Annotated in this window: 7 protein-coding genes; 6 read left to right on the top strand and 1 reads right to left on the bottom strand. The window is 70.2% G+C overall.

The genetic code is table 11. The annotated features are described in order from the left end of the window. The first annotated feature begins 24 nt into the window (after window positions 1-24). The 6 genes from LTV02_RS01760 to LTV02_RS01735 all read left to right on the top strand — a co-directional run bounded on the left by LTV02_RS01760 (window position 25) and on the right by LTV02_RS01735 (window position 18,681). Window positions 25-14,979 carry a non-ribosomal peptide synthetase gene (locus LTV02_RS01760; RefSeq protein ID WP_233037432.1) on the top strand — a complete coding sequence of 4,985 codons (14,955 nt, stop codon included), beginning with the start codon at window positions 25-27 and terminating at the stop codon, window positions 14,977-14,979. Then, window positions 14,976-15,968, top strand: a complete 993-nt coding sequence (locus LTV02_RS01755) for an ATP-binding cassette domain-containing protein (RefSeq protein ID WP_233037430.1) — start codon at window positions 14,976-14,978, stop codon at window positions 15,966-15,968. The genes LTV02_RS01760 and LTV02_RS01755 overlap by 4 nt, the downstream gene beginning before the upstream one ends. Then, the gene (locus tag LTV02_RS01750; protein ID WP_233037428.1) at window positions 15,965-16,795 is read left to right on the top strand and encodes an ABC transporter permease; all 831 of its coding nucleotides are present in this window, start codon (window positions 15,965-15,967) and stop codon (window positions 16,793-16,795) included. The genes LTV02_RS01755 and LTV02_RS01750 overlap by 4 nt, the downstream gene beginning before the upstream one ends. A gap of 1 nt (window position 16,796) precedes the next feature. Beyond that, window positions 16,797-17,618 (top strand): ABC transporter permease, encoded by an 822-nt coding sequence (locus LTV02_RS01745; RefSeq protein ID WP_408639325.1) that lies wholly within the window; start codon window positions 16,797-16,799, stop codon window positions 17,616-17,618. 121 nt (window positions 17,619-17,739) lie between these two features. Next, entirely contained in the window at window positions 17,740-18,249 is a 510-nt protein-coding gene (locus LTV02_RS01740; protein ID WP_067711616.1) for a peroxynitrite isomerase, read from the top strand. A gap of 213 nt (window positions 18,250-18,462) precedes the next feature. After that, window positions 18,463-18,681, top strand: coding sequence for a hypothetical protein (locus LTV02_RS01735; RefSeq protein ID WP_067711405.1), 219 nt, complete (start codon window positions 18,463-18,465; stop codon window positions 18,679-18,681). Window positions 18,682-18,684: 3 nt separating this feature from the next. On the opposite strand, the gene LTV02_RS01730 is transcribed toward LTV02_RS01735, so the two are convergent. Continuing rightward, window positions 18,685-20,472 (bottom strand): penicillin-binding transpeptidase domain-containing protein, encoded by a 1,788-nt coding sequence (locus LTV02_RS01730; RefSeq protein WP_233037426.1) that lies wholly within the window; start codon window positions 20,470-20,472, stop codon window positions 18,685-18,687. Window positions 20,473-20,557: the final 85 nt, after the last annotated feature.

The following is a 20,557-nucleotide window of genomic DNA, read 5'->3' as shown; positions in this document are numbered from 1 at the left end:
TATCCCCAGCACGCAGGACGTTACATGGCTTCCAGCTCCCCCACGTCGGCCTTCGCCCTGTCCGCGGCGCAACGCGGCATCTGGTTCGCGCAGCATCTGGCCGGTGAGACCCCGATTTCCATCGCCCAGTACGTCGAGTTCGACGGGGCGGTGGACATCGAACTGCTCGCCGACGCCGCGCGCCGGGCCGGGCGCGAGTTCGGCACCGGATATCTGAGGCTGCTCGAAATCGACGAGCTGCCTTGGCAACTCGTGGACACCAGCCTCGACGATCGCATCGACACCGTGGACTTCCGGTCCGAGGCCGATCCGGAGGCGGCGGCGCGGGCCTGGATGCGCACCGAGTACACCGCGCCGCTGGATATGACGCGGGACCGGTTGTGCAAGGTCGCCATGCTGCGGCTCGGGGCCGACCGCTGGTGGTGGTATTCGCGGTTCCACCACATCCTGCTCGACGGCGTGGGCGCGCTGACCATGCTGCAGCGCACCGGGGAGATCTACAACGCGGCCGCGCGCGACGAGCAGATCCCGGAAGGCAAGGCGCAGCCGCTCGAGCACATCGTGGAAGCCGATGCGGCATACCGGGATTCGGACAAGCTGGCGGCGGACCGGCAGTACTGGCGCGAGCATCTGCGGGGGATGGCCGAGCCGGCGTTCCTGGGCCGGCGCACCGGTGCGGTGGACGCGCATCCGCGGCTGCTCTCGGGCGCGCTGCCCGACGCGACGGCCGCCCTGCTGGACGCGGTGGCCGCCGAACTGTCCACCAGCGCCGCGCCGATCATCGTGGCCGCGTTCGGCGCGTTCGTCGGCGCCATGACCGGCAGCGGCGAGATCGTGCTGAGCCTGCCGGTGTCCGGCCGCACCACCGCCACCCTGCGCCGTTCGGGCGGCATGGTGGCCAATGTGGTGCCGCTGCGCCTGCACCCCATGCCCACCGCCACGGTCGGCATGCTGATCCGGGCCACCCAGAACGAGCTGACCGCGGCGCTGCGCCGGCAGCGGTACCGGCAGGAGGACATCGTCCGCGATCTCGGCTGGGCGATGGACGAGATGGCCGGGTTCGGGCCGACCGTCAACCTCATGCTGGCCGACACCCGCATCCGCCTGGGCGAGGTGACCGGGCGGCTGAACGTGCTGACCTCGGGATTGATCGACGACCTGTTCGTCAATGTGTATCCCGGCGTCGGCGGCGAACGCACCCACATCGACTTCCAGGCCAACCCGAACCGCTACGGCGACGCCGAGCTGACGGCATTGCACGCGCGGTTCCTGGACTTCCTGCACCGATTCCTGGCGGCGGGCCTGGACGGACCGCTGACCGGGGTGGCGGCGGTGTCGGAAGGTGAACGGGCCGAGCTGGTGCCCGCCTACGGGCGAAGCCCGGCGCAGCCTCGTACGCTGCCCGAGATCCTCACGGCCGGAGCGCTGCACGCGCCCTCGGCCATTGCCTTGCGTGCGGACGGGGAGGCGTACACCTATCGGGAACTGAGCGAATACTGCCATCGGCTCGCCCGGGTGCTGATCGCCTCCGGCGCGGGACCCGAACGGCCGGTGGCGATTTCGATCCCCCGCTCCGCCGAGTCGGTGCTGGCGACCTGGGCCGTGGCGCAGACCGGTGCGGCATTCGTGCCGATCGATCCCGGCTATCCGACGGACCGGATCGAGCACATGATCGCCGACAGCGGCGTGGTCGCGGGCGTGACGGTCGCCGGATCGCGGGCGGCGCTGCCGGACCGGGTGCAATGGCTGGTGCTCGACGATCCGGATACCCAGCGGCAGCTCGACGCCGCGAGCCCCGCTCCGGTCACCGACGCCGACCGGATCACGCCGGTCCACCTCGGCCAGCTCGCCTACCTGATCTACACCTCGGGTTCCACCGGCCTGCCCAAGGGCGTCGGCGTGACCCATCGCGGCCTGGCCAACCTCGCCACCGGCTCCGGGGCGGCGTTCGGCGTCGGCTCCGACGCCGTTGTCGCGCACGCCGTTTCGCCGAGTTTCGACATTTCCGTGGAGGAATTGCTGATCGCGTTCGCGGTCGGCGCGACGGTCGCGGTGGTGCCGCCCGCCGCCTACGCGGGCGACGAACTGGCCCGGGTACTGCGCACCCTCGAGGTCACCCACCTGAACGTGACCCCCGCCGTAGCGGGCTCCCTGGACCCCGACACCCTCCCCCGCCTCGGCACGGTGGTGGTCGGCGGCGACGCCTGCCCGCCCGAACTCCCCGTCCGCTGGGCCGGCCGCACCGTCCTCAACGGTTACGGCCCCACCGAAACCACCGTCACAGCCACGCTGAGCGCTCCGCTCGCACCCGGTGACCGGATCACCATCGGCGGCCCGTCCCGCGGTGCGCGCGCCGTGGTCCTCGATCCCTGGCTCCGCCCGGTACCGCCGGGCGTGACCGGCGAACTGTATCTCGGCGGCGACGGCCTGGCCCGCGGCTATCACCAGCGCATCGGCTTCACCGCCGAACGCTTCGTCGCGAACCCCTTCGCAGCGGGCGAAAGGCTCTACCGCACCGGCGATCTGGTCCGCTGGGTGCGTCGCAACAGCCAGTGGGAACTGGAGTTCGGCGGCCGCAGCGACACCCAGGTCAAGGTCCGCGGCTTCCGCATCGAACTCGGCGAAGTGGACGCCGCCGTCGCCCGCCACCCCGGCGTCCAGGTGGCCATCACCGTCGGCGCGACCACTCCGGGCGGCGCGACCGCCCTGGTGACCTACGTACTCGCGGGACCGGATGCAGCCGAATTCGATGCGCCGGGAACGACAGCGGCACCCGACGCAGCCGCTGATTCGGCCCCGATGCCGACGACCGACGCGGTCGAGCCACCGGCAACACCCGGCGGCGCGGAGAGCCGATCGGCTGTTCCGGCCGCTCTCACTTCGGCGTCGATCGACCCCGAAGCAGTGAAAGCCACTGTCGCACGGCAGCTTCCGGCGCATATGGTGCCGAGTGTCGTCATGGTGCTGGACTCGCTGCCGCTGACTCCGGCGGGCAAGGTGGACCGGCGGGCGTTGCCGGAGCCGGATTTCACCGCCCGCGCCACGACCGGGCGAATGCCGGTGACCGAGCGGGAGCAGCTCTTGGCGCGCGTGTTTGCCGAGGTGCTGGGCGTGGAAGCGGTCGGCGCGGACGACAATTTCTTCGCGCTCGGCGGGGACAGCATCGTCGCCATTCAGTTGGTGGCGCGGGCCAAGACTGCCGGGTTGGGGTTGCGAGCGCGGGATGTGTTCGAGCACAAGACCGTTGCCGCGCTGGCGGCGGTGGCCACGGATGCGACCGGGCCGCAGGTGTACGAATTGCCGGGCGGCGGAATCGGGCCGATTCCGCTGACGCCGGTGGTGCACGCCATGCTCGAGCACGGGCCCACCTGGCGGCGGTATGCGCAGGCGGCCTTGATTCCGCTCCCGGCGGCTGTGGATCGCGACCGGTTGGTTCCTGCGGTACAGGCGCTGCTGGACCGGCACGATGTGTTGCGCAGCAAACTGGTTCGCGGTGCACAGGGCATGGGTTCCGGCCAAAAGCAGACCGCCGGGACAGCGGCCGGGCAGACCGCAGGCCGCGAGAAGGACGCCGAGATCGGCCCTGCCGCCGCGGCCGGGGCGGACTTCCGGCCGGAAACGGGACCGTCCGCGACGACCGCGCCGGGTGCCGGGTACGACGCCGCCCCCGGCCGGCGCGCGGCGGGCATGGTCGGGGCGTTCGGCCCGGCAGCGACATCTGCGGGTATCGACGCGGACCGCGGCTGGGAGTGGACCGTCGGAGCGGTGGGCTCGGTACGGGCGGAGGACCTGGTCGAGGTCGTGCGGATGGCGGGTGACTCCGATGTGGAGGCGGAGTTGCAGTGGGCGGCGGATCGACTGGATCCGGCGGGGCGGGTGATGGCGCGGTTCGTGCTGGTGGAGCGGGACGGGGCGGGGCCGTTGCTGTGGGTGGTGCTGCATCACCTGGTGACCGACGGAATCACCTGGCGGATTCTGCTGCCGGATCTGGCTACCGCCTGGGCCGGAGGCGAGTTGCCGCCGGTGGGGACCTCGTTCCGGCGGTGGGCGCACGGGCAGGCCGAGCAGGTCGCGGAGCGGAGGGGCGAAATCGCTTTGTGGCAGCGGATTTCGGCGACGCCGGATCCGCCGTTGGACACCTATCCGCTGGATCCGCGGCGGGACACCGTCGCCACCATGGGGCAGACCAGGACCGTCATCCACACCGAAACAGCCTCGGCGGCTTTGGAACTCATCCCGGAGCGGTTCCACTGCGGCGTGGACGACGCACTGCTGACCGCGCTGGCCATGGCCACGGCACGGTTGCGGGGCACGGCGCGCACGCTGCTCACCCTGGAAGGCCACGGGCGCGAGGAAGCGCTGCTCCCCGGGGCGGACGTCTCACGCACGGCCGGCTGGTTCACCAGCGTGTATCCGGTGGCCCTCGACCTCGGCGGCATCGATCTCGATGAGGCGTTCCGGGGCGGCGCGGCGGCCGGGGCGGCATTGAAGGCGGTCAAGGAACAGCTGCGGGAGATTCCGGACAAGGGCGTCGGGTACGGGATGCTGCGATATCTCGACCCGGATTCCGGCCTCGGGCACACGCCCACCCCGCAATTGAGCTTCAACTATCTGGGGCGGACCGGGACCGGCGGCGAGGGCACCGAAACGCCTTGGCTGCCCGCACGGTTCACCGCCACCAATGACGATCGCGCGCCCCTGGCCGCGGCCGTCGACATCAACGCCTTCCTCACCGATGCCGGGCTCGAGGTCACCTGGGCGTACGCCTCGCGGCTGTTCACCGAGGATCGGGTGCGGGAGTTCGCCGCGCTCTGGGCGCAGGCGCTGACCGCGCTCGTCACCCACGCCCGGTCGGCCGAGGCGGGCGGGCATACCCCGTCCGATTTCGCGCTGGTCCCGGTGCGGCAAGCGCAGATCGACGGCTGGGAGCGGGATTACCCGTCGCTGGCCGACATCTGGCCGCTGTCACCGCTGCAATACGGGCTGCTGTTCCATGCCCGCTACGACAACGACACCGCCGACGGTTACACGGTGCAGACCCGGCTGTCGCTGGCCGGCCGGGTGGACGCGCCCCGGCTGCGGGCCGCCGCCCAAGCCCTGCTGGACCGGCACGAGGTGCTGCGGGTCGCGTTCACCGAAACCTCGGACGGGCCACGGCAATTGGTGCTCGGATCGGCCGAGATCCCGTGGCAGGAACTCGACCTGAGCCAGATCCCGGAAGCCGCGGAACGGCAGCGGGAACTGGAGCGCCTGGTCGCGGTCGACGGCGGCACCCGCTTCGATCTGGCCCGTCCGCCACTGCTGCGGTTCACGCTCATCCGCTCCGGCGCGGACACCTACACGCTGCTCATGACCAATCACCATCTGGTGCTGGACGGCTGGTCCACGCCGCTGGTGGTGCGCGAGTTGCTGTCCGGATATCTCGCCGCCGTCACCGGGCACGAGATCGGTTCCGCGCCGGCGCATTCCTATCGGGAATTCCTGGCCTGGCTGGGTGAACAGGACGATGCGGCATCGATCGCCGCCTGGACCGCAGCCCTCGCCGGAGTGGACTCGCCCACCCGCGCGATCCCCACGCTGGCCGGTCTCACCTCCACCGAATCCGGCATGGTGACAGCCGATTTCAGCACCGCGCACCTGACCCGCCTCGAAGCGGCCGTGCGCGCGGCGGGCGCGACCGTCAATACCGGTGTGCAAGCCGCGTGGGCGCTGCTGCTCACCATGCTCACCGGCCGCACCGACGTGGTGTTCGGCGGCACCGTCTCCGGCCGCCCGCCGCAGCTGACCGGCGTCGAGGAAATGGTGGGCCTGTTCATCAACACCCTGCCGGTGCGGGTGCGGCTGGATCCCGGTGAGCGCGTATCCGAACTGCTGGCCCGGGTGCAGGGCGAGCAGGCGCGGCTGCTGGACCATCAGCATGTCGGGCTGGCCGCCATTCACCAGGCGGTGGGCCTGCCGGAGCTCTTCGACACGCTCACCGTGTTCGAGTCCTATCCCATCGACCGCGAAACCCTCTCGCGGGCAATGGATATCGCCGGCATGCGGATCCTGGACGTGAGCGGCACCGACGCCACCCCGTACCCGCTCAACCTCATGGTGATCCCGCAGCGCGACGCCGACGGCGCCGAGAGCTTGCAGATCAGCGTGAAATTCATGGCCGATCAGCTGCCCGAGGCGGCGGCGCGGCGGCTGCTGGAACGTTTCGTGTTCCTGCTCGACCAGATCGCCGAACACCCGAACCGCCGGGTGGCCCACCTGCAGCATTGCGAACCGTCCGAGCGGCGTTCGCTGCTGCCGGTGCGCGGCGGCGACCCGGTGCCCATGCGCACCCTGCCGCAGATCCTGGCCGCCGGGGCGAGCGTGAACCCGGACGCCATCGCCATCAGCTCCGGTGCGCTCAGCATGAGCTACCGCGACCTCGACGCCTGGTCCAACCGGTTCGCGCGACTGCTGCTGAGCCGCGGCGTCGGCCGCGAGGTATTCGTGGTGCTGGCGCTGACCCGGTCGGTGGAATCGGTGGTGGCGGTGTGGGCGCTGGCCAAGACCGGTGCGGCGTTCCTGCCGCTGGATCCGAACTATCCGGTGGAGCGCATCGAGCACATTCTCACCGATTCGCAGGCGCCGATCGGGGTGACGGTGTGCGCGGTCGGCGAATCGCTGCCGGGCACCATCGACTGGCTGCTGCTGGACGATCTGAACACCATCCGGCGGGTCATGACGGTGTCGGACGCGCCGATCACCGATGCCGAACGCGGCGGGCCGATCGACCTGAGCCAGACCGCGTATCTCATCTACACCTCCGGGTCGACCGGCAAGCCGAAGGCGGTGCTGCTCAGTCATCGCGGGATCGCGAACCTGATCTCCTCGCAGGAGACCGCGCTCGATCTGAACGAGACCTCCAGCCCTTTGCAGGTGGCTTCGCCCAGTTTCGACGCCTCGGTGCACGAACTGCTGATGGCGCATGCGATGGGCGGGCGGCTGGTCATCTCGCCGCCGGATGTGTACGGCGGCAGCGAACTCGAAGCACTGCTACGCGAACAGCGGGTCACGCACGCGGTGATCACGCCGTCGGTGCTGGCCACCATGAACCCGGCCGGGCTGCCGTATCTGCGCAATCTGGCGGTCGCGGGCGAAGCGGCCGGACCGGAACTGGTGGCGGCGTGGTCGCCGGACCGGCGCATGGTGAACCTGTACGGGCCAACGGAATTCAGCATCTGGGCGACCGGGCCGGGCGAACTGCGGTCCGGGGAACCGATCACCATCGGCGCGCCGATTCGCGGTGCGCAGGCCATGGTGCTCGACACCTGGCTGCGGCCGGTGCCGGTGGGTATCACCGGTGAGCTGTATCTGGCGGGGCCGGCGCTGGCACGCGGATACTTCAACCGATTCGCGCTCACCGCAACACGTTTCGTGACCAATCCGTACGGGGCGCCTGGGACGCGCATGTATCGCACCGGCGATATGGTGCGCTGGGTCGAGACCAAGAGCGGTGACGAGACCCGGCTGGAGCTGGAATACCAGGGGCGCAGCGACTTCCAGGTCAAGATCCGCGGGTTGCGGATCGAACTCGGGGAGATCGACGCTGTACTCGCGGCCGATGAGCAGGTCGAATACGCCGCCACCCTGGGCTGCCCGGGACCCGGCGGGCAGACCGTGCTGGTGTCCTACGTGGTGCCGGTCGCCGGAGAGCACCTCGATACCGAACTGCTGCGCACCCGGGTAGCGGGGGCGCTGCCCGGTTACATGGTGCCCAGCTACATCATCGAACTCGAGGACGTCCCGCTGACGCCGGTCGGCAAACTCGACCGGAACGCGCTTACCCCACCGGATTTCAGCAGCCTGCAGGAGCGTTATCTCGCGCCGCGCAGCGCGGTGGAGACCGCGGTGGCCGGGGTGTTCGCCGAAATCCTCGGCACCGACCAGGTCAGCATCGACCGCTCGTTCTTCGAACTGGGCGGCAACTCGCTCAGCGCCACCAAGGTGGTCGCGCGCGTGAATGCCGCGCTCGGCGCGACCATCGCCCTGCGTGACCTGTTCGACGCGCCGACGGTCGCGCAACTCTCGGCGCGCATCACCCCCGCCGGTGACCTGCCCGGCCGTCCGGCCCTCGCACCCCGCATCCGCCCCGATCGCGTCCCCCTCTCCCCCGCCCAGCAGCGCATGTGGGTCCTCAACCGCATGGACCCCAGCTCGGCGGCATACAACATCACCGCGGCCCTGCGCCTCACCGGCGCACTGGATCTCGAAGCCCTCCGCCTCGCCATCGCCGATGTGGTGGCCCGGCACGAAACCCTGCGCACCATCTACCCGGCCGATGCCGAAGGCCCGCGCCAGGTCGTGCTCAATGCCGAGGCGGCGATCCCCGATCTGCGAGTGCTGGATACCGAAGACGGCGCCCCGCTGCGCGAACGCATCGAGGAACTCACCGGCGCCGGCTTCGACCTCACCCGCGAATCCCCGCTCCGGGTCGGCCTGCTGCGCATCGTCGAATCGACCGAACCGGCTGTACCCCACGATGTTCCGGCCGACGATCCGGACGCGACGCTCCAGCCGGGCACCTTCGTCGATATGCTGCCGCCCCCGCCGCCACCCGGCGGCAAGGTCCGGCCGTCGGCCGTCCCCGAATCGTCCACCGTGAAACTCGCGCTCAGCGAAGCGGATCGGGCGGCCGCCACGGCGTCGTTCGCCCGCACCGAGATGGAACGCGCGGCGGCGGCCCGGCGAACCGGCAAGCGCACCGCTCGCGACACCGCCGATCCCACGCCCCGTGCCGGATCTCCGGCGGATGCCGGTGGACGCGCTCCGGGCTTCACGCGGCGCGGCCCGGCCGACGACGAGGCGGATGCCACGGTCGATTTCGGGTCGCCGCGCGGAGCCGGACGGGCACAATCCGCCAAGGACACAACCGATTCCAGCGGACGCTGTCCCGACTCCGCCCGACACGGCACGGACCCCATCGGACCTGCTGCCGGTCCTGCTCGCGACGCTGCCGACAGCGCGGCAGAACCCACCATCGATTTCGGATCGCGGCGGGCATCAGGCCAGGCGGGATCACGTTCCACCGGCAAATCAGCCGATTTCCGTGGTTCCACCGGCGTCACATCTGCGCCTGCTGGGCGCGGCGCGGCAAGTCCGGGTAAGGCGGTGGGTCTCGGCCGGTCGGCCACTCCGGAAACGGTTGGTGCGAGTGCGTCTCGTTCGGACGCTCACGCCGCCGACAACCCGCCCGGGGCGTCGGTCATGAGCGAATTCGAGCGGCGTCGGCTGAATTCCATTACGGCCGAGAACGGTTCGGGCGGGGACGACGTGCACGTAGTTGTGCTCGTGGTGCATCACATCAGTGCCGATGGTGCGTCCATGGCGCCGCTAGCCGCCGATCTGGTCGGGGCGTATCTGGCGCGGACCGCCGGGGTCGAGTCGGTGCGGCCGGAGCTGCGGGTGCAGTACTCCGATTACTCGCTGTGGCAGCGCGAGCTGCTGGGCGATGATCGGGACGCTGATTCGGCTGCCGCGCAGCAGGTTCGGTACTGGTCCGAACGGCTGGCCGGCACCCCTGACGCACTGGAGCTGCCCGCCGACCGGCCGCGGCCGGCCGTGCAGACCATGCGGAGCGCGGATCTGGCGTTCGGGATCGACAGCGAGATGCACGGGGCGCTGGGCGCCTTGGCGGCGCGGACCGAGAGCAGCTTGTTCATGGTCGTGCACGCCGCGCTCGCCGTGCTGCTGGCGCGGCTGTCCGGATCGCCGGATGTGCTGGTGGGCACCGCCATGTCCGGGCGCGGGGACGCGGCGCTGGACGAGATGGTCGGCATGTTCGTCAACACCCTGGCGCTGCGGACGACCGTGGACCCGAGTCTGGGTTTCCGGGAGTTCCTGACCGGCGTGCGCACCACCGACCTCGACGCGTTCGCCAATGCGGACGTGCCGTTCGAGCGCCTCGTTCAGGTGCTGGATCCGCCGCGTTCGACCGCGCACCATCCGCTGTTCCAGGTGTCGTTGTCGCTGCAGAACTTCACGGCGCCGGTGCTCGAATTCCCCGGCCTGCGGGTGGAGGTCGAGCCGATCGTGCGCGACGCCTCACAATTCGACCTGACCTTCGACCTGCGCGAACCCGCCCCCGGCGAGACGACCGGCCTGGACGGCACCCTCACCTACGCGGTGGACCTGTTCGACGAATCCACAGCCGCCCTGCTGCTCACCAGGTGGCGGCGGATCCTCACCGCGATCACCGCGAACCCGGACATCCGGATCTCCGATATCGACCTCCTCGAGGACTCCGAACGCGCCGCACTGGTCCCGCGCCGCGGCCCGCGCAGCACCGGCACCCGCACCCTCGCGGATGTCCTCAAGGAAGCTGCCGCGACCCGACCCGACCACACCGCCGTCATCGCCGCGGGCCGCAGCCTGTCCTACCGCCGCCTGGACGCCGACTCCGCCCGCCTCGCACGCCACCTCACCGCCGCCGGAGCAGGCCCGGAAACCGTTGTCGCACTGGCCCTCTCCCGCAGCGTCGAACTGATCACCGCCATCTGGGCCACCGCCAAGGTCGGCGCCGCCTTCGTCCCCGTCGATCCCCGCTACCCACAGGATCGCATCGAACACATGCTCTCCGACTCCGGCGCCCTGCTGGGCCTGACCGTCGGCGCCCACCGCGCGGCCCTGCCCGACGCCGTCACCTGGCTGGTCCTCGACGACAAGAAGTCCCTCACCCCGCCGCCGGCCCTCCGGACCCAACAGCCGGAACGCCGCGACACCCAACCCGAACCCCGCCCGCATTCCGCCCACCAACCCCGGTCCGTGGAATTCCGATCGCCCCAGGTTGCGGCCCGGCCCGATGCGCAACCTGCGTCACCACAACCGGCGGATGCGCATCCGGTGGACTCGCCCCCGGAATCCGGAGGCGCGCAATCCCAGGCGGATGCGGGACGGCGCGGGCAGCCGGCTGCGGGGCCACAGTCCGATCCCCGCGGGTCCGCTCCCGACATGCCAGAGTCTTCCGCACGCCCCGAGCCGCGGCCGTACCCGCGGGGGTCCGCTCCCCTCGGTCCCGATTCGCCCGCAGGCCCACCGCCGCGGCCCATGCGGCCGCAGGCGGGGACGCCGCGCACCGGACCTCGCCCCTCGGGGTCCGGTGCGCGGGCACCGCATTTCGAACCGCGCGCGGGGATGCGCGGGTTCCGGTGGGCACAGCCAGAACCACGGGCACCACAAGCGGGGCCACGGGTACCACAGTCGGGACCGCGGCCGCCGCAGGCTGCGCCGCGGGCGTTGGGTGGCGCTCGGCCGCCGCAGTTCGTCACGCGGACCGGACAATCCGGGCTCGGGCCGAATGGGCCGCGCATGCGCGGGCCACGGACCGCGGCGGCCGAACATCCGGCGTGGCTGATCTATACGTCCGGGTCGACCGGGATGCCGAAGGGCGTGTCGGTATCGCATGCCGGGATCGCGGATCTGGTCGCCGCGCAGCAGGAATTGCTGGGGCTGGATGCGAATTCGCGAGTGTTGCAGGTGGCTTCGCCGAGTTTCGACGCTTCCGCGTTCGAGGCGCTCATGGCGTTCGGGGCCGGAGGGACGGCGGTGATTTCGCCGCCGGACGTGTTCGGTGGCGAGGCGCTGTCGGATCTCATTGCGGCACACCAGGTCACGCACCTGGTGATCACGCCGTCGGCGCTGGCGACCATGGATCCGGCCGCGGTGACCAGTGTGCGGGTGCTGGCCGTGGCCGGTGAGGCGATCGGTCCGGAGCTGGTGGAGAAGTGGGCTCCGGGACGGATGCTGGTGAACCTGTACGGGCCCACCGAATTCACCATCTGGGCAACGGCTTCCACACCGCTGCGGCCGGGACAGCCGGTCACCATCGGGCGGCCGATTCGCGGGGCGGCGACGCTGGTCCTCGACGACCGGTTGCGGCCGGTGCCGATGGGCGTCGCCGGCGAGCTGTATCTGGCCGGTCCGGCACTGGCGCGCGGGTATCACCGGCGGGCCGCGCTGACCGCCGCACGGTTCGTCACCAATCCGTACGGCGGACCGGGCGAGCGGATGTATCGCACCGGCGACCTGGTGCGGTGGACCGGGGATCACGATCTGCCGACCCTGGAGTACCTGGGCCGCACCGACTTCCAGGTGAAGGTGCGCGGCCAGCGCATCGAACTGGGTGAGATCGACGCGGTGCTGGCCCGGGCCGAAGGCGTGGAATTCGCTGTCACGCTCGGTGTTCCCGGACCCGGCGGCGGCACCGCGCTGGCCGCCTACCTGCTGCCAGAGGACGGACGGGAACTGGATATGGCCGCCGTCCGCGCCCACGCCGCCGACAATCTGCCGGGCTATATGGTCCCGTCCGCGTTCGTCGTACTGGATGCCGTACCGCTCAATGCCGTCGGCAAGCTGGACCGGAAAGCCCTGCCGGAACCGGTGTTCGAGGCCGAGACCGACTACCGCGCCCCGCAAACCCCGACCGAGAAGGCCCTGGCGGCCATCGTCGCCGAACTGCTGGGCCGCGATCGCGTCGGCGTGCACGATTCGTTCTTCGCGCTCGGCGGCGACAGCATCCTGGCCATCCAGCTGGTGTCCCGCGCCCGCCTGCACGGCCTGGAACTCAGCCCCATGCAGGTCTTCGAACATCGCACCGTCGCCGCCATGGCCGCCCTCGCCGACGACGCCGGGGAAGCCATTGTGCTGGAAGAACTCCCGGGCGGCGGCGTCGGCGACATCCCGCTCACGCCGATCGTGTCCTGGATGCTCGAACGCGGCGGCGACTTCGGCCGGTTCGCACAGACCGCGGTACTCGAGATGCCGCGCGGCATCACCCGCGAGCAGATCGTCGCCACCGTCACCGCCGTGGTCGACCGGCACGACATCCTGCGCGCGCGGCTGCGGCAGGAGGACGGCGACTGGCGGCTGCACACCGGCGAACCCGGCACCGTCGACGTCGACAAGGTGCTCAACCGCATCGAGTTCAGCACCGCCAGCACCGTCGAACTGCGCGAATACGCCGCCACCGAACTGGATTCGGCGCTCAACCGCCTCGATCCGGCCGAGGGCGTCATGCTGCAACTGGTGTGGCTAGACCCGGTGGACGCCCAGCGCACCGGCCGGCTCATCCTGGTCGCCCACCATCTCGTCATCGACGGCGTCTCCTGGCGCATCCTGGTGCCCGATCTGATCGCGGCCTGGGCGCAGCTGTCCGGCGGCGCCGATCCCGTGCTCGCCGAACCGGGCACCTCGATGCGGCGCTGGTCGCACGCCCTGCACGAGGAGGCGCACAGCCCGGCGCGCACGGCCGAGCTGGACTATTGGCGCACCGTGGCCGCCACCCCCGATCCGGCCATCGGCCCGCGCGAACTCGATCCGGCCGTCGACACCGCCGCCCGGGTGCGGGCCATCGACATCACGGTGCCCGAGGAGGTCACCACGGCGCTGCTCACCACCCTGCCCGGCCTGTTCGACGGCACCGTGGAAGACGCCCTGCTCGCGGCCCTGGCCCTGGCGGTGCAGCGCTGGCGCGGGGCGAGCGGCGACGAACCCGATTCGGTGCTGATCCGTATGGAAGGACATGGACGACAGCAGGAGATCGTGCCGGGCGCGGACCTGTCCCGCACCGTCGGCTGGTTCACCACCGTGTATCCGGTGCGCCTGGACCTGCCGGGCATCGATCTGGAGGCGGCGCGCGTCGGCGGACCCGGCATGGGCGAGGTGATCCGCGCGGTCAAGCACCAACTGCTCGATGTACCGGACAAGGGCATCGGGTACGGGCTGCTGCGCTACCTGAACACCGAGACCGGCGCGCAACTGCCGCACCGGGTGCCCGGGCGGATCGGGTTCAACTATCTGGGCCGCTATGCCGCCGCCGATATCCCCGCCGGACTCGAGGGGCTGGGCTGGCTGCCCACCGACGAACTCGGCGATCTGCACGCCCCCGAGAGCCCGGACGTCCCGGTGACCGCCGAGGTCGAGATCAATGCCGTGGTGGTCGGCGACCGCATGCAGGCCACCTTCACCTATCCCGGCACCCTGCTGGGACGCGGTGATGTGGCGGCGCTGGCCTGGCTGTGGGTGGAAACCCTCACCGCGGCAGCGAGTTTCGCGGCGTCACCGGCGGCGCAGGAAGCCTCGGCCGCCGAGGCGGAGTTCATGGCCGAGCGGGCCCGGGCCGCCGCGGAAGCGGAACTCGCTGCCGCCCAGGCGGATTCCTCGCCCGGACTCGGCCTGGACGTGGTGCTGCCGATCCGGGTCGGCGGCGATCAGCCCGCCCTGTTCTGCATCCACCCCTCCTCCGGAATCGCCTGGACCTACCTCGGTTTCGCCGAGAACCTGCGTCCTGGGCGTCCGGTCTACGGCCTGCAGGCTCCCGACCTGTCCGGCGAAGCGCACGCCGACAGCATCGAGGACTTCGCCGACCGCTACGTCCGCGAGATCCGCCGCCTGCAACCCGAGGGCCCGTATCACGTACTCGGCTGGTCCTTCGGCGGCCTCATCGCGCACGCGGTCGCGGTCAAGCTGCAGGAGCAGGGCGCGGACATGGGCGCGCTGGTGCTGCTGGACGCCGACAGCACCGATATCGACGGCAACAGCATCGAAAAGCTCAGCGCCGGTTCGTTCGTCGCCACCTTCGGCTCGGTCTTCGGCATCACCGATATGCCCGAGGACGCCACCGCCGAGGAGGCCGCCGACCTGATCCGCGATCGCATGGGCGGCGTATCCCTGGTGGACGCGACCACGCTGGAGCGCATGGCCGCCTCCTACAACGCGTCCGCCCGCACCCGTACCGGCTACCAGCGGCCGGTATACCACGGTGACGCACTGTATTTCAGCGCCACCGTGGACCGTCAGGAGATCTTCGGACCGCAGGGCTGGCACCCCTGGATCACGGGCGAGATCACCAGCCACGACATCGAAGCCACCCACGAGGAACTCACCGCGCCCGATGCGCTGGCGGCCATCGCCGCACTCCTCGACGAATATCTGGGAGAGACACAGTGAAACCCGGCAGCGGCGTGGACGGCGTGGTCGTCGAAGGCGTCGAGAAATCCTTCGGTGCGGTACAGGCCTTGCGCGGCATCACCTTCAAGGCCGCGCCCGGCGAGGTGCTCGGCATTCTCGGGCCCAACGGCGCGGGCAAGACCACCACCGTCAATATCCTGTCCACCCTGATCGCCCCCGATACCGGTCGCGCCCTGGTGGCCGGACACGACGTCACCTCCGAGGCGGCGGCGGTGCGGCGCAGCATCATGCTGACCGGGCAGTTCGCCGCCCTCGACGACGCCCTGAGCGGCTACGAGAACCTGGTCATGTTCGGGCGGCTGATGGGGCTGCGCAAACGCGCCGCCAAGACCCGCGCCGACGAACTGATCGGCGAATTCGATCTCACCGCGGCCGCGGGACGACGGGTCGGCACCTATTCCGGCGGTATGCGCCGGCGCATCGACATCGCCTGCGGGCTGGTGGTGCGGCCCGAGGTGGTGTTCCTCGACGAACCCACCACCGGGCTGGATCCCCGTAGCCGCCAAGGGGTTTGGGATCTGGTCGGCGGATTCCGCAAGCACGGCATCACCACGCTGCTCACCACCCAGTACCTGGAGGAAGCGGACGCGCTGTGCGACCGCATCATCGTGATCGATCAGGGCGTGGTCATCGCCGACGGCACCGCCGACGAACTCAAGGCGCGCACCGGCGGCAGCTACTGCGAGGTGGTGCCGCTGCGTATGGAGGAACTGCCGACCATCGTGGCCGCGCTCGGCGACCTGCTGCCGGCCGCCAATCGGGAAGCGCTGACCGGTGATTCGGACCGCATCGCCATCCCGGCCCCCGAGGGCGCGAAGACCCTGGCCGAGGCGCTGCGCCGGCTCGACGGGGCCGGACTGGAACTGGTCGACATCGCCCTGCGGCGGCCCTCGCTCGACGACGTGTTCCTCACCCTCACCGGGCATATGACCGAGAAGGAACCGGTCAACGGGCAGGTCCGGCCGTGACCGCCACGACCGCCCCGGGCGGCTGGCTCACCAGCACCCGCGCCGCCCCGGGCACCTTGCAGCAGTGGTGGGTGCTGACGGTGCGGCTCATCGTGCCGTCCATCACCACCGGCGAAATCCTCACCTCGATCCTGGCGCCGATCTCGTTCACCGCGAGCTTCTACATTCCGCTCAATCGCGTGATGTCGTTCTCCGGCACCGGATTCAGCAGCTACGCGCAGTTCATGGCCCCGATCGTGATCCTGCAGGCCGCGGCCTTCACCGCCATCTCCGCAGCGTTCCGCGCGGCCACCGATATGGTGTCCGGCCTGGACCGCCGCTTCGACGCCATGCCCATGCATCCGCTGGTGCCGACGGCGGCGCGCATGGCCGCCAACGGCTTCCGGCTCACCATCGCCATGATCACGGCACTGGTCTGCGTGCACGTCATCGGCTTCCGCTTCTACGGACCGTGGTCGCACACCGTGGGTTTCGTGGCGCTGGGCATGCTGATCGGCATCGCGTTCTGCCTCGGCGCGGACGTCATCGGCACCGTCACCAAGAGCCCCGAGGCCACCACCCAGATGCTGGTGCTGCCGCCGCTTATTCTCGGCATGCTCTCCACCGGCCTCGCTCCGGCCTCGCAATTCCCGCACTGGGTGCAGGCTTTCGTGCGCAATCAGCCGGTCTCGCAATTCGCGTACGGGATACGGGCGCTCGGCGGGGACAAGCCGCCGCGCTTCACCGTGGTCACCGACGCGGTGCTGATCCCGCCGCTGCTCTGGTGCGCCGCCATCATCGCGGTGTCGCTGTATTTCACCGTCCGGCTGAACATGAAGAGGTCGTGACATGGCCACCCTCGACGCCACCGCGCCCACCGACACCATCGATATGCCCGAGGCCTCGGCCCCGGCCCTGCTGCGCCACACCTGGATCCAGACCCAGCGGCTGCTGCTGCGCTGGGTGCGCGATCCCATCACGCTGCTCGAGACGCTGATCGTCCCGTGCCTGCTGCTGCTCATGCTGGACATCGTGGTGGGCAATCAGATCGAGAAGTTCTCCCATCACAGCGCCCTCTACGGTTCGGTGCCGATGGTCACCCTGGTCGGCGCGCTCTCGGGCACGGTGGCCAGCGGGGTGATGCTGGGCCGGGAACGCGATGCCGGACTGCTCGCGCGGTTCTGGGTGCTGCCCGTGCACCGCGGTTCCGGACTGGCCGCCCGCATCCTCGCCGAAGGTTGCCGGATATTCGCTGGAACGCTGATCATTGTCGGCTTCGGCATGCTGCTCGGCTTCCGGTTCCAGCAGGGCCCCTTGGCCGCGTTCGCCTTCCTCTGGCTGCCGGTGCTGTTCGGGCTGGCGTTCGCGACCATCGTCACCGCCATCGCCGTCTTCACCGCCAAGTCCACGCTGGTGGAGGCCATCGCCATCCTGACCTCGCTGCTCATGTTCTTCAGCACCGGATTCGTGCCGTTGGCCGCGTATCCCAGCTGGATTCAGCCGGTGGTCCGCAACCAGCCCATGTCGGTGACCGTCGACACCATGCGCGCGCTCGCCGAGGGCGGGCCGATCGCCGGACCGTTCGTGCACACCGTGCTGTGGTCGGTCGGCGCGATCGCGGTCTTCGCCCTGCCCGCCGCGTACGGCTACCGCCGGGCGAGCCGCCGCTGACCACAGAACTCCCCGCTTTGCCCCCACCCGAAGATCACAAACCCCCGATCCAGCCCCCTTTCCGGAAATACCGGGACAACGGCGCGTCGTCCCGCCGCCGGATGCCCGGCGGCGAACTAAGCTGGCCGCCGTGCTCGAACCCGAAACCGCCGTCGCGCCCCACCCCGACATCGCTCATCTGGCCCCGCTGCTGGGCACCTGGAAGGGGCGCGGGCAGGGCGAATACCCGACCATCGACTCCTTCGAATACCTGGAGGAAGTGCATTTCGGTCACGTCGGACGGCCGTTCCTGACCTACCGGCAGCGCACCCGCGCCGCCGACGGCAGCCGGCCCATGCACAGCGAGACCGGGTATCTGCGGGCCATCGGCGGGGATCGGGTGGAGCTGATCCTGGCGCATCCGACCGGCATCACCGAGATCTGCGAGGGGCGGCTGGTCACCGAGGGCGGGGATCTACGCCTGGAACTGGACTCGACCGCGATCGGCCTGAGCTCGAGCGCGAAATCGGTTACGGCACTGGGCCGCACCTTCGACCTGTCCGGGGACACCCTCGGCTACACGCTGCGCATGGCCGCGGTGGAGCAGCCGCTGCAGCATCACCTGGCCGCCACCCTGCATCGGTCGAACTGACCGGTCTCTTTTTTTCGAGCCCGAATTCCGCTGTGACCTGCGCCACTCTCGTTCTACGAGTGTGCGGGGTCACACTCGGGCCTTGCCTGGGGCATGAGGCCCGGTTTACCGTTTGTTTCCGGCGGCAAACAGTCAGCCAACCCTAATGAGCATTGGTCCTCCGAAACAGACCTTTCGGGTCTCCTGAGTCATCCCCGAACAAGGGAGCAGGATATGAAGCGTTCGGCCCTACTGCTACTCACCACCGCGGGCATGATCCTCGCGGGCGCCGGCGTCACCGAGATCCTCGGCGACGCGTCCAGCGCCGGACCGCCGTCCCGGACCCTGGCCCAGCAGCGCTACGTCTCCGACGAATCCCTCACCGGCGGTATCCAACCCGCGGCCTGCGTGCGCGAATCGACCTTCGTCCCGCAGTTCCCCGCCGACCGCTGACCCTCAGTACCCCGGCGGTAATGCCGTGACCATATCCCGCGTCACCGCCACCGCATTGTCGGAACTCCCCCCGCGCACCACCAGCGTCGCCCAGGCCATATCGCCGCGGTAGCCCACGAACCACGAGTGCGAACCGCCGTCCACCTCGGCCTCCCCGGTCTTGCCGTACACCTCGCCCTGATCGGCGATGCGTTCGGCGGTGCCGCCCAGCACCACCTTGCGCATCATCATGCGCAGGCCGTCGATCACCTCCGGCGACAGCGCCGGGCGATCGCCGTCGACCTTGGTGGGATGGCCGGAGATCAGGAACGGCACCGGCACAGCGCCATTGGCGACCGTCGCGGCCACCAGCGCCAGCCCGAACGGGCTCACCAGCACCTTGCCCTGGCCGATCCCGTCCTCGGCGCGCTGCACCAGATCGTCGTCCTCGGGCACCGAACCCGACACCGTCGGCAGGCCCACGATCGTGTAGTCCGGGCCGATGCCCAGCGCCGCCGCGGCGGTGCGCAGATCCGCGCCGTCCAATTCGGAGGCGATCTTGGCGAAGGCGGTATTGCAGGAGCGCTCGTAGGCGGTGGCCATCGGGACGTCACCGACGGTGAAGAGGTTGTAGTTCGGAATGGTGCGCTCCCCCACCACGATCCGGCTCGGGCACGGCACCACGGTGTCGGGGGTGGCCAGCCCGTTCGCGATGGCCGCCGCCGCGGTCACCGTCTTGAAGGTCGAACCCGGCGGATACATGCCCGAGGCCGCCACCGGACCGTCCTTGTCCGCCTCCGCGTTCTGCGCGATGGCCAGGATGGCGCCCGTGGACGGCTGGATCACCACCATCATGGCCTGCTCCTGGCGCAGGTCCACGGCCCGCTGCGCGGCATTCTGCACGAAGCGGTCGACGCTCAGCGAGAACGACGGGGAGGCCTGCGGCTCAACCTCTTTCAGCACGTCGGTATCCGCGCCGTTGGAGTTCACGGTGACGACGCTCCAGCCGGCCTTGCCGTCCACCTCGTCGATCACCGTCTTGCGCACCTGGGTGAGCAGGTCGGGCGCGAAGCGGCGATCGGTGGGGACCATGTCCCATTCCTTGTTGTAGGTCACCCCGGCCAGCCCGAGCAGATCCGAACCGACCTGGCCGAACTCCCATTCCGAGAGCTGGGCGATGGTCACCGGGCCGTCGGCCTTGCGCACCGCCGACCAGATGGCGTCCGCGGTGAACTTCTCGTCGATGGGCTGCAGCGCCGCCGCCAGCGCCCGCGCCACCGCGCCGGTATCGGCCCCTGCGACGCGTTTGAAGGTCACCCGGTACATGGGTCCCGGCACCAGCACATCGCTGCCGGAGCGCTCGTTCACGCGGGCGCGCGGGGCGGGATTGGAGCGCAGTTGCAGGGTCTGCGTATTGCCCAGCTGCGGATGGATGTTCGCCGAGTTCCAGCGCACCGTCCATTTGCCGTCGCTGCGGCCCATCTGCAGCTGGCCCTTGTAGGTCCACACCCGTTCCTTGGGCAGATGCCATTCGTAGTTGTAGTCGACGATGGCGGTGTCACCGGTGACGCGGGCGTCGCCGGTGTGCGCGACCAGTTTCTCGGCCTGCAGGTTCTCCCAGGCGGAATTCAGTGCGGGGGCGGCCTTTTCGGGCTGATTGGTCAGGTCGGCCGCCGCCTGGGCGTCATGGTCGGCGAAGGCGGTGACGAAAGCGTCGGCGGCCTGCGCCGGGCCCTGGGGGCCGGTGGCGCACCCGGCCGCGGCTATCGAAATCGCGACGGCGATCAGCAAGGTCATACCCCGTGTGGACATCGGCACACATGGTAGAGCCAACTACCGGCAAACATCGGCGACACACTGCGCCGGAACGGATTTCACGCCGAACTCACAGCCGGTT

This window comes from Nocardia yamanashiensis (genome assembly GCF_021183565.1).
In the GTDB taxonomy this organism is placed as follows: Bacteria; Actinomycetota; Actinomycetes; order Mycobacteriales; family Mycobacteriaceae; genus Nocardia; species Nocardia yamanashiensis.
This window is presented reverse-complemented; position numbering and strand designations above follow the sequence as displayed.

Excerpts from the sequence above, each read along its gene's own strand:
- LTV02_RS01745 (WP_408639325.1), top strand. The coding sequence starts at position 16,797 with ATGGCCACCCTCGACGCCACCGCGCCCACCGACACCATCGATATGCCC.
- LTV02_RS01730 (WP_233037426.1), bottom strand. The coding sequence starts at position 20,472 with ATGTCCACACGGGGTATGACCTTGCTGATCGCCGTCGCGATTTCGATA.
- LTV02_RS01735 (WP_067711405.1), top strand. The coding sequence starts at position 18,463 with ATGAAGCGTTCGGCCCTACTGCTACTCACCACCGCGGGCATGATCCTC.
- LTV02_RS01760 (WP_233037432.1), top strand. The coding sequence starts at position 25 with ATGGCTTCCAGCTCCCCCACGTCGGCCTTCGCCCTGTCCGCGGCGCAA.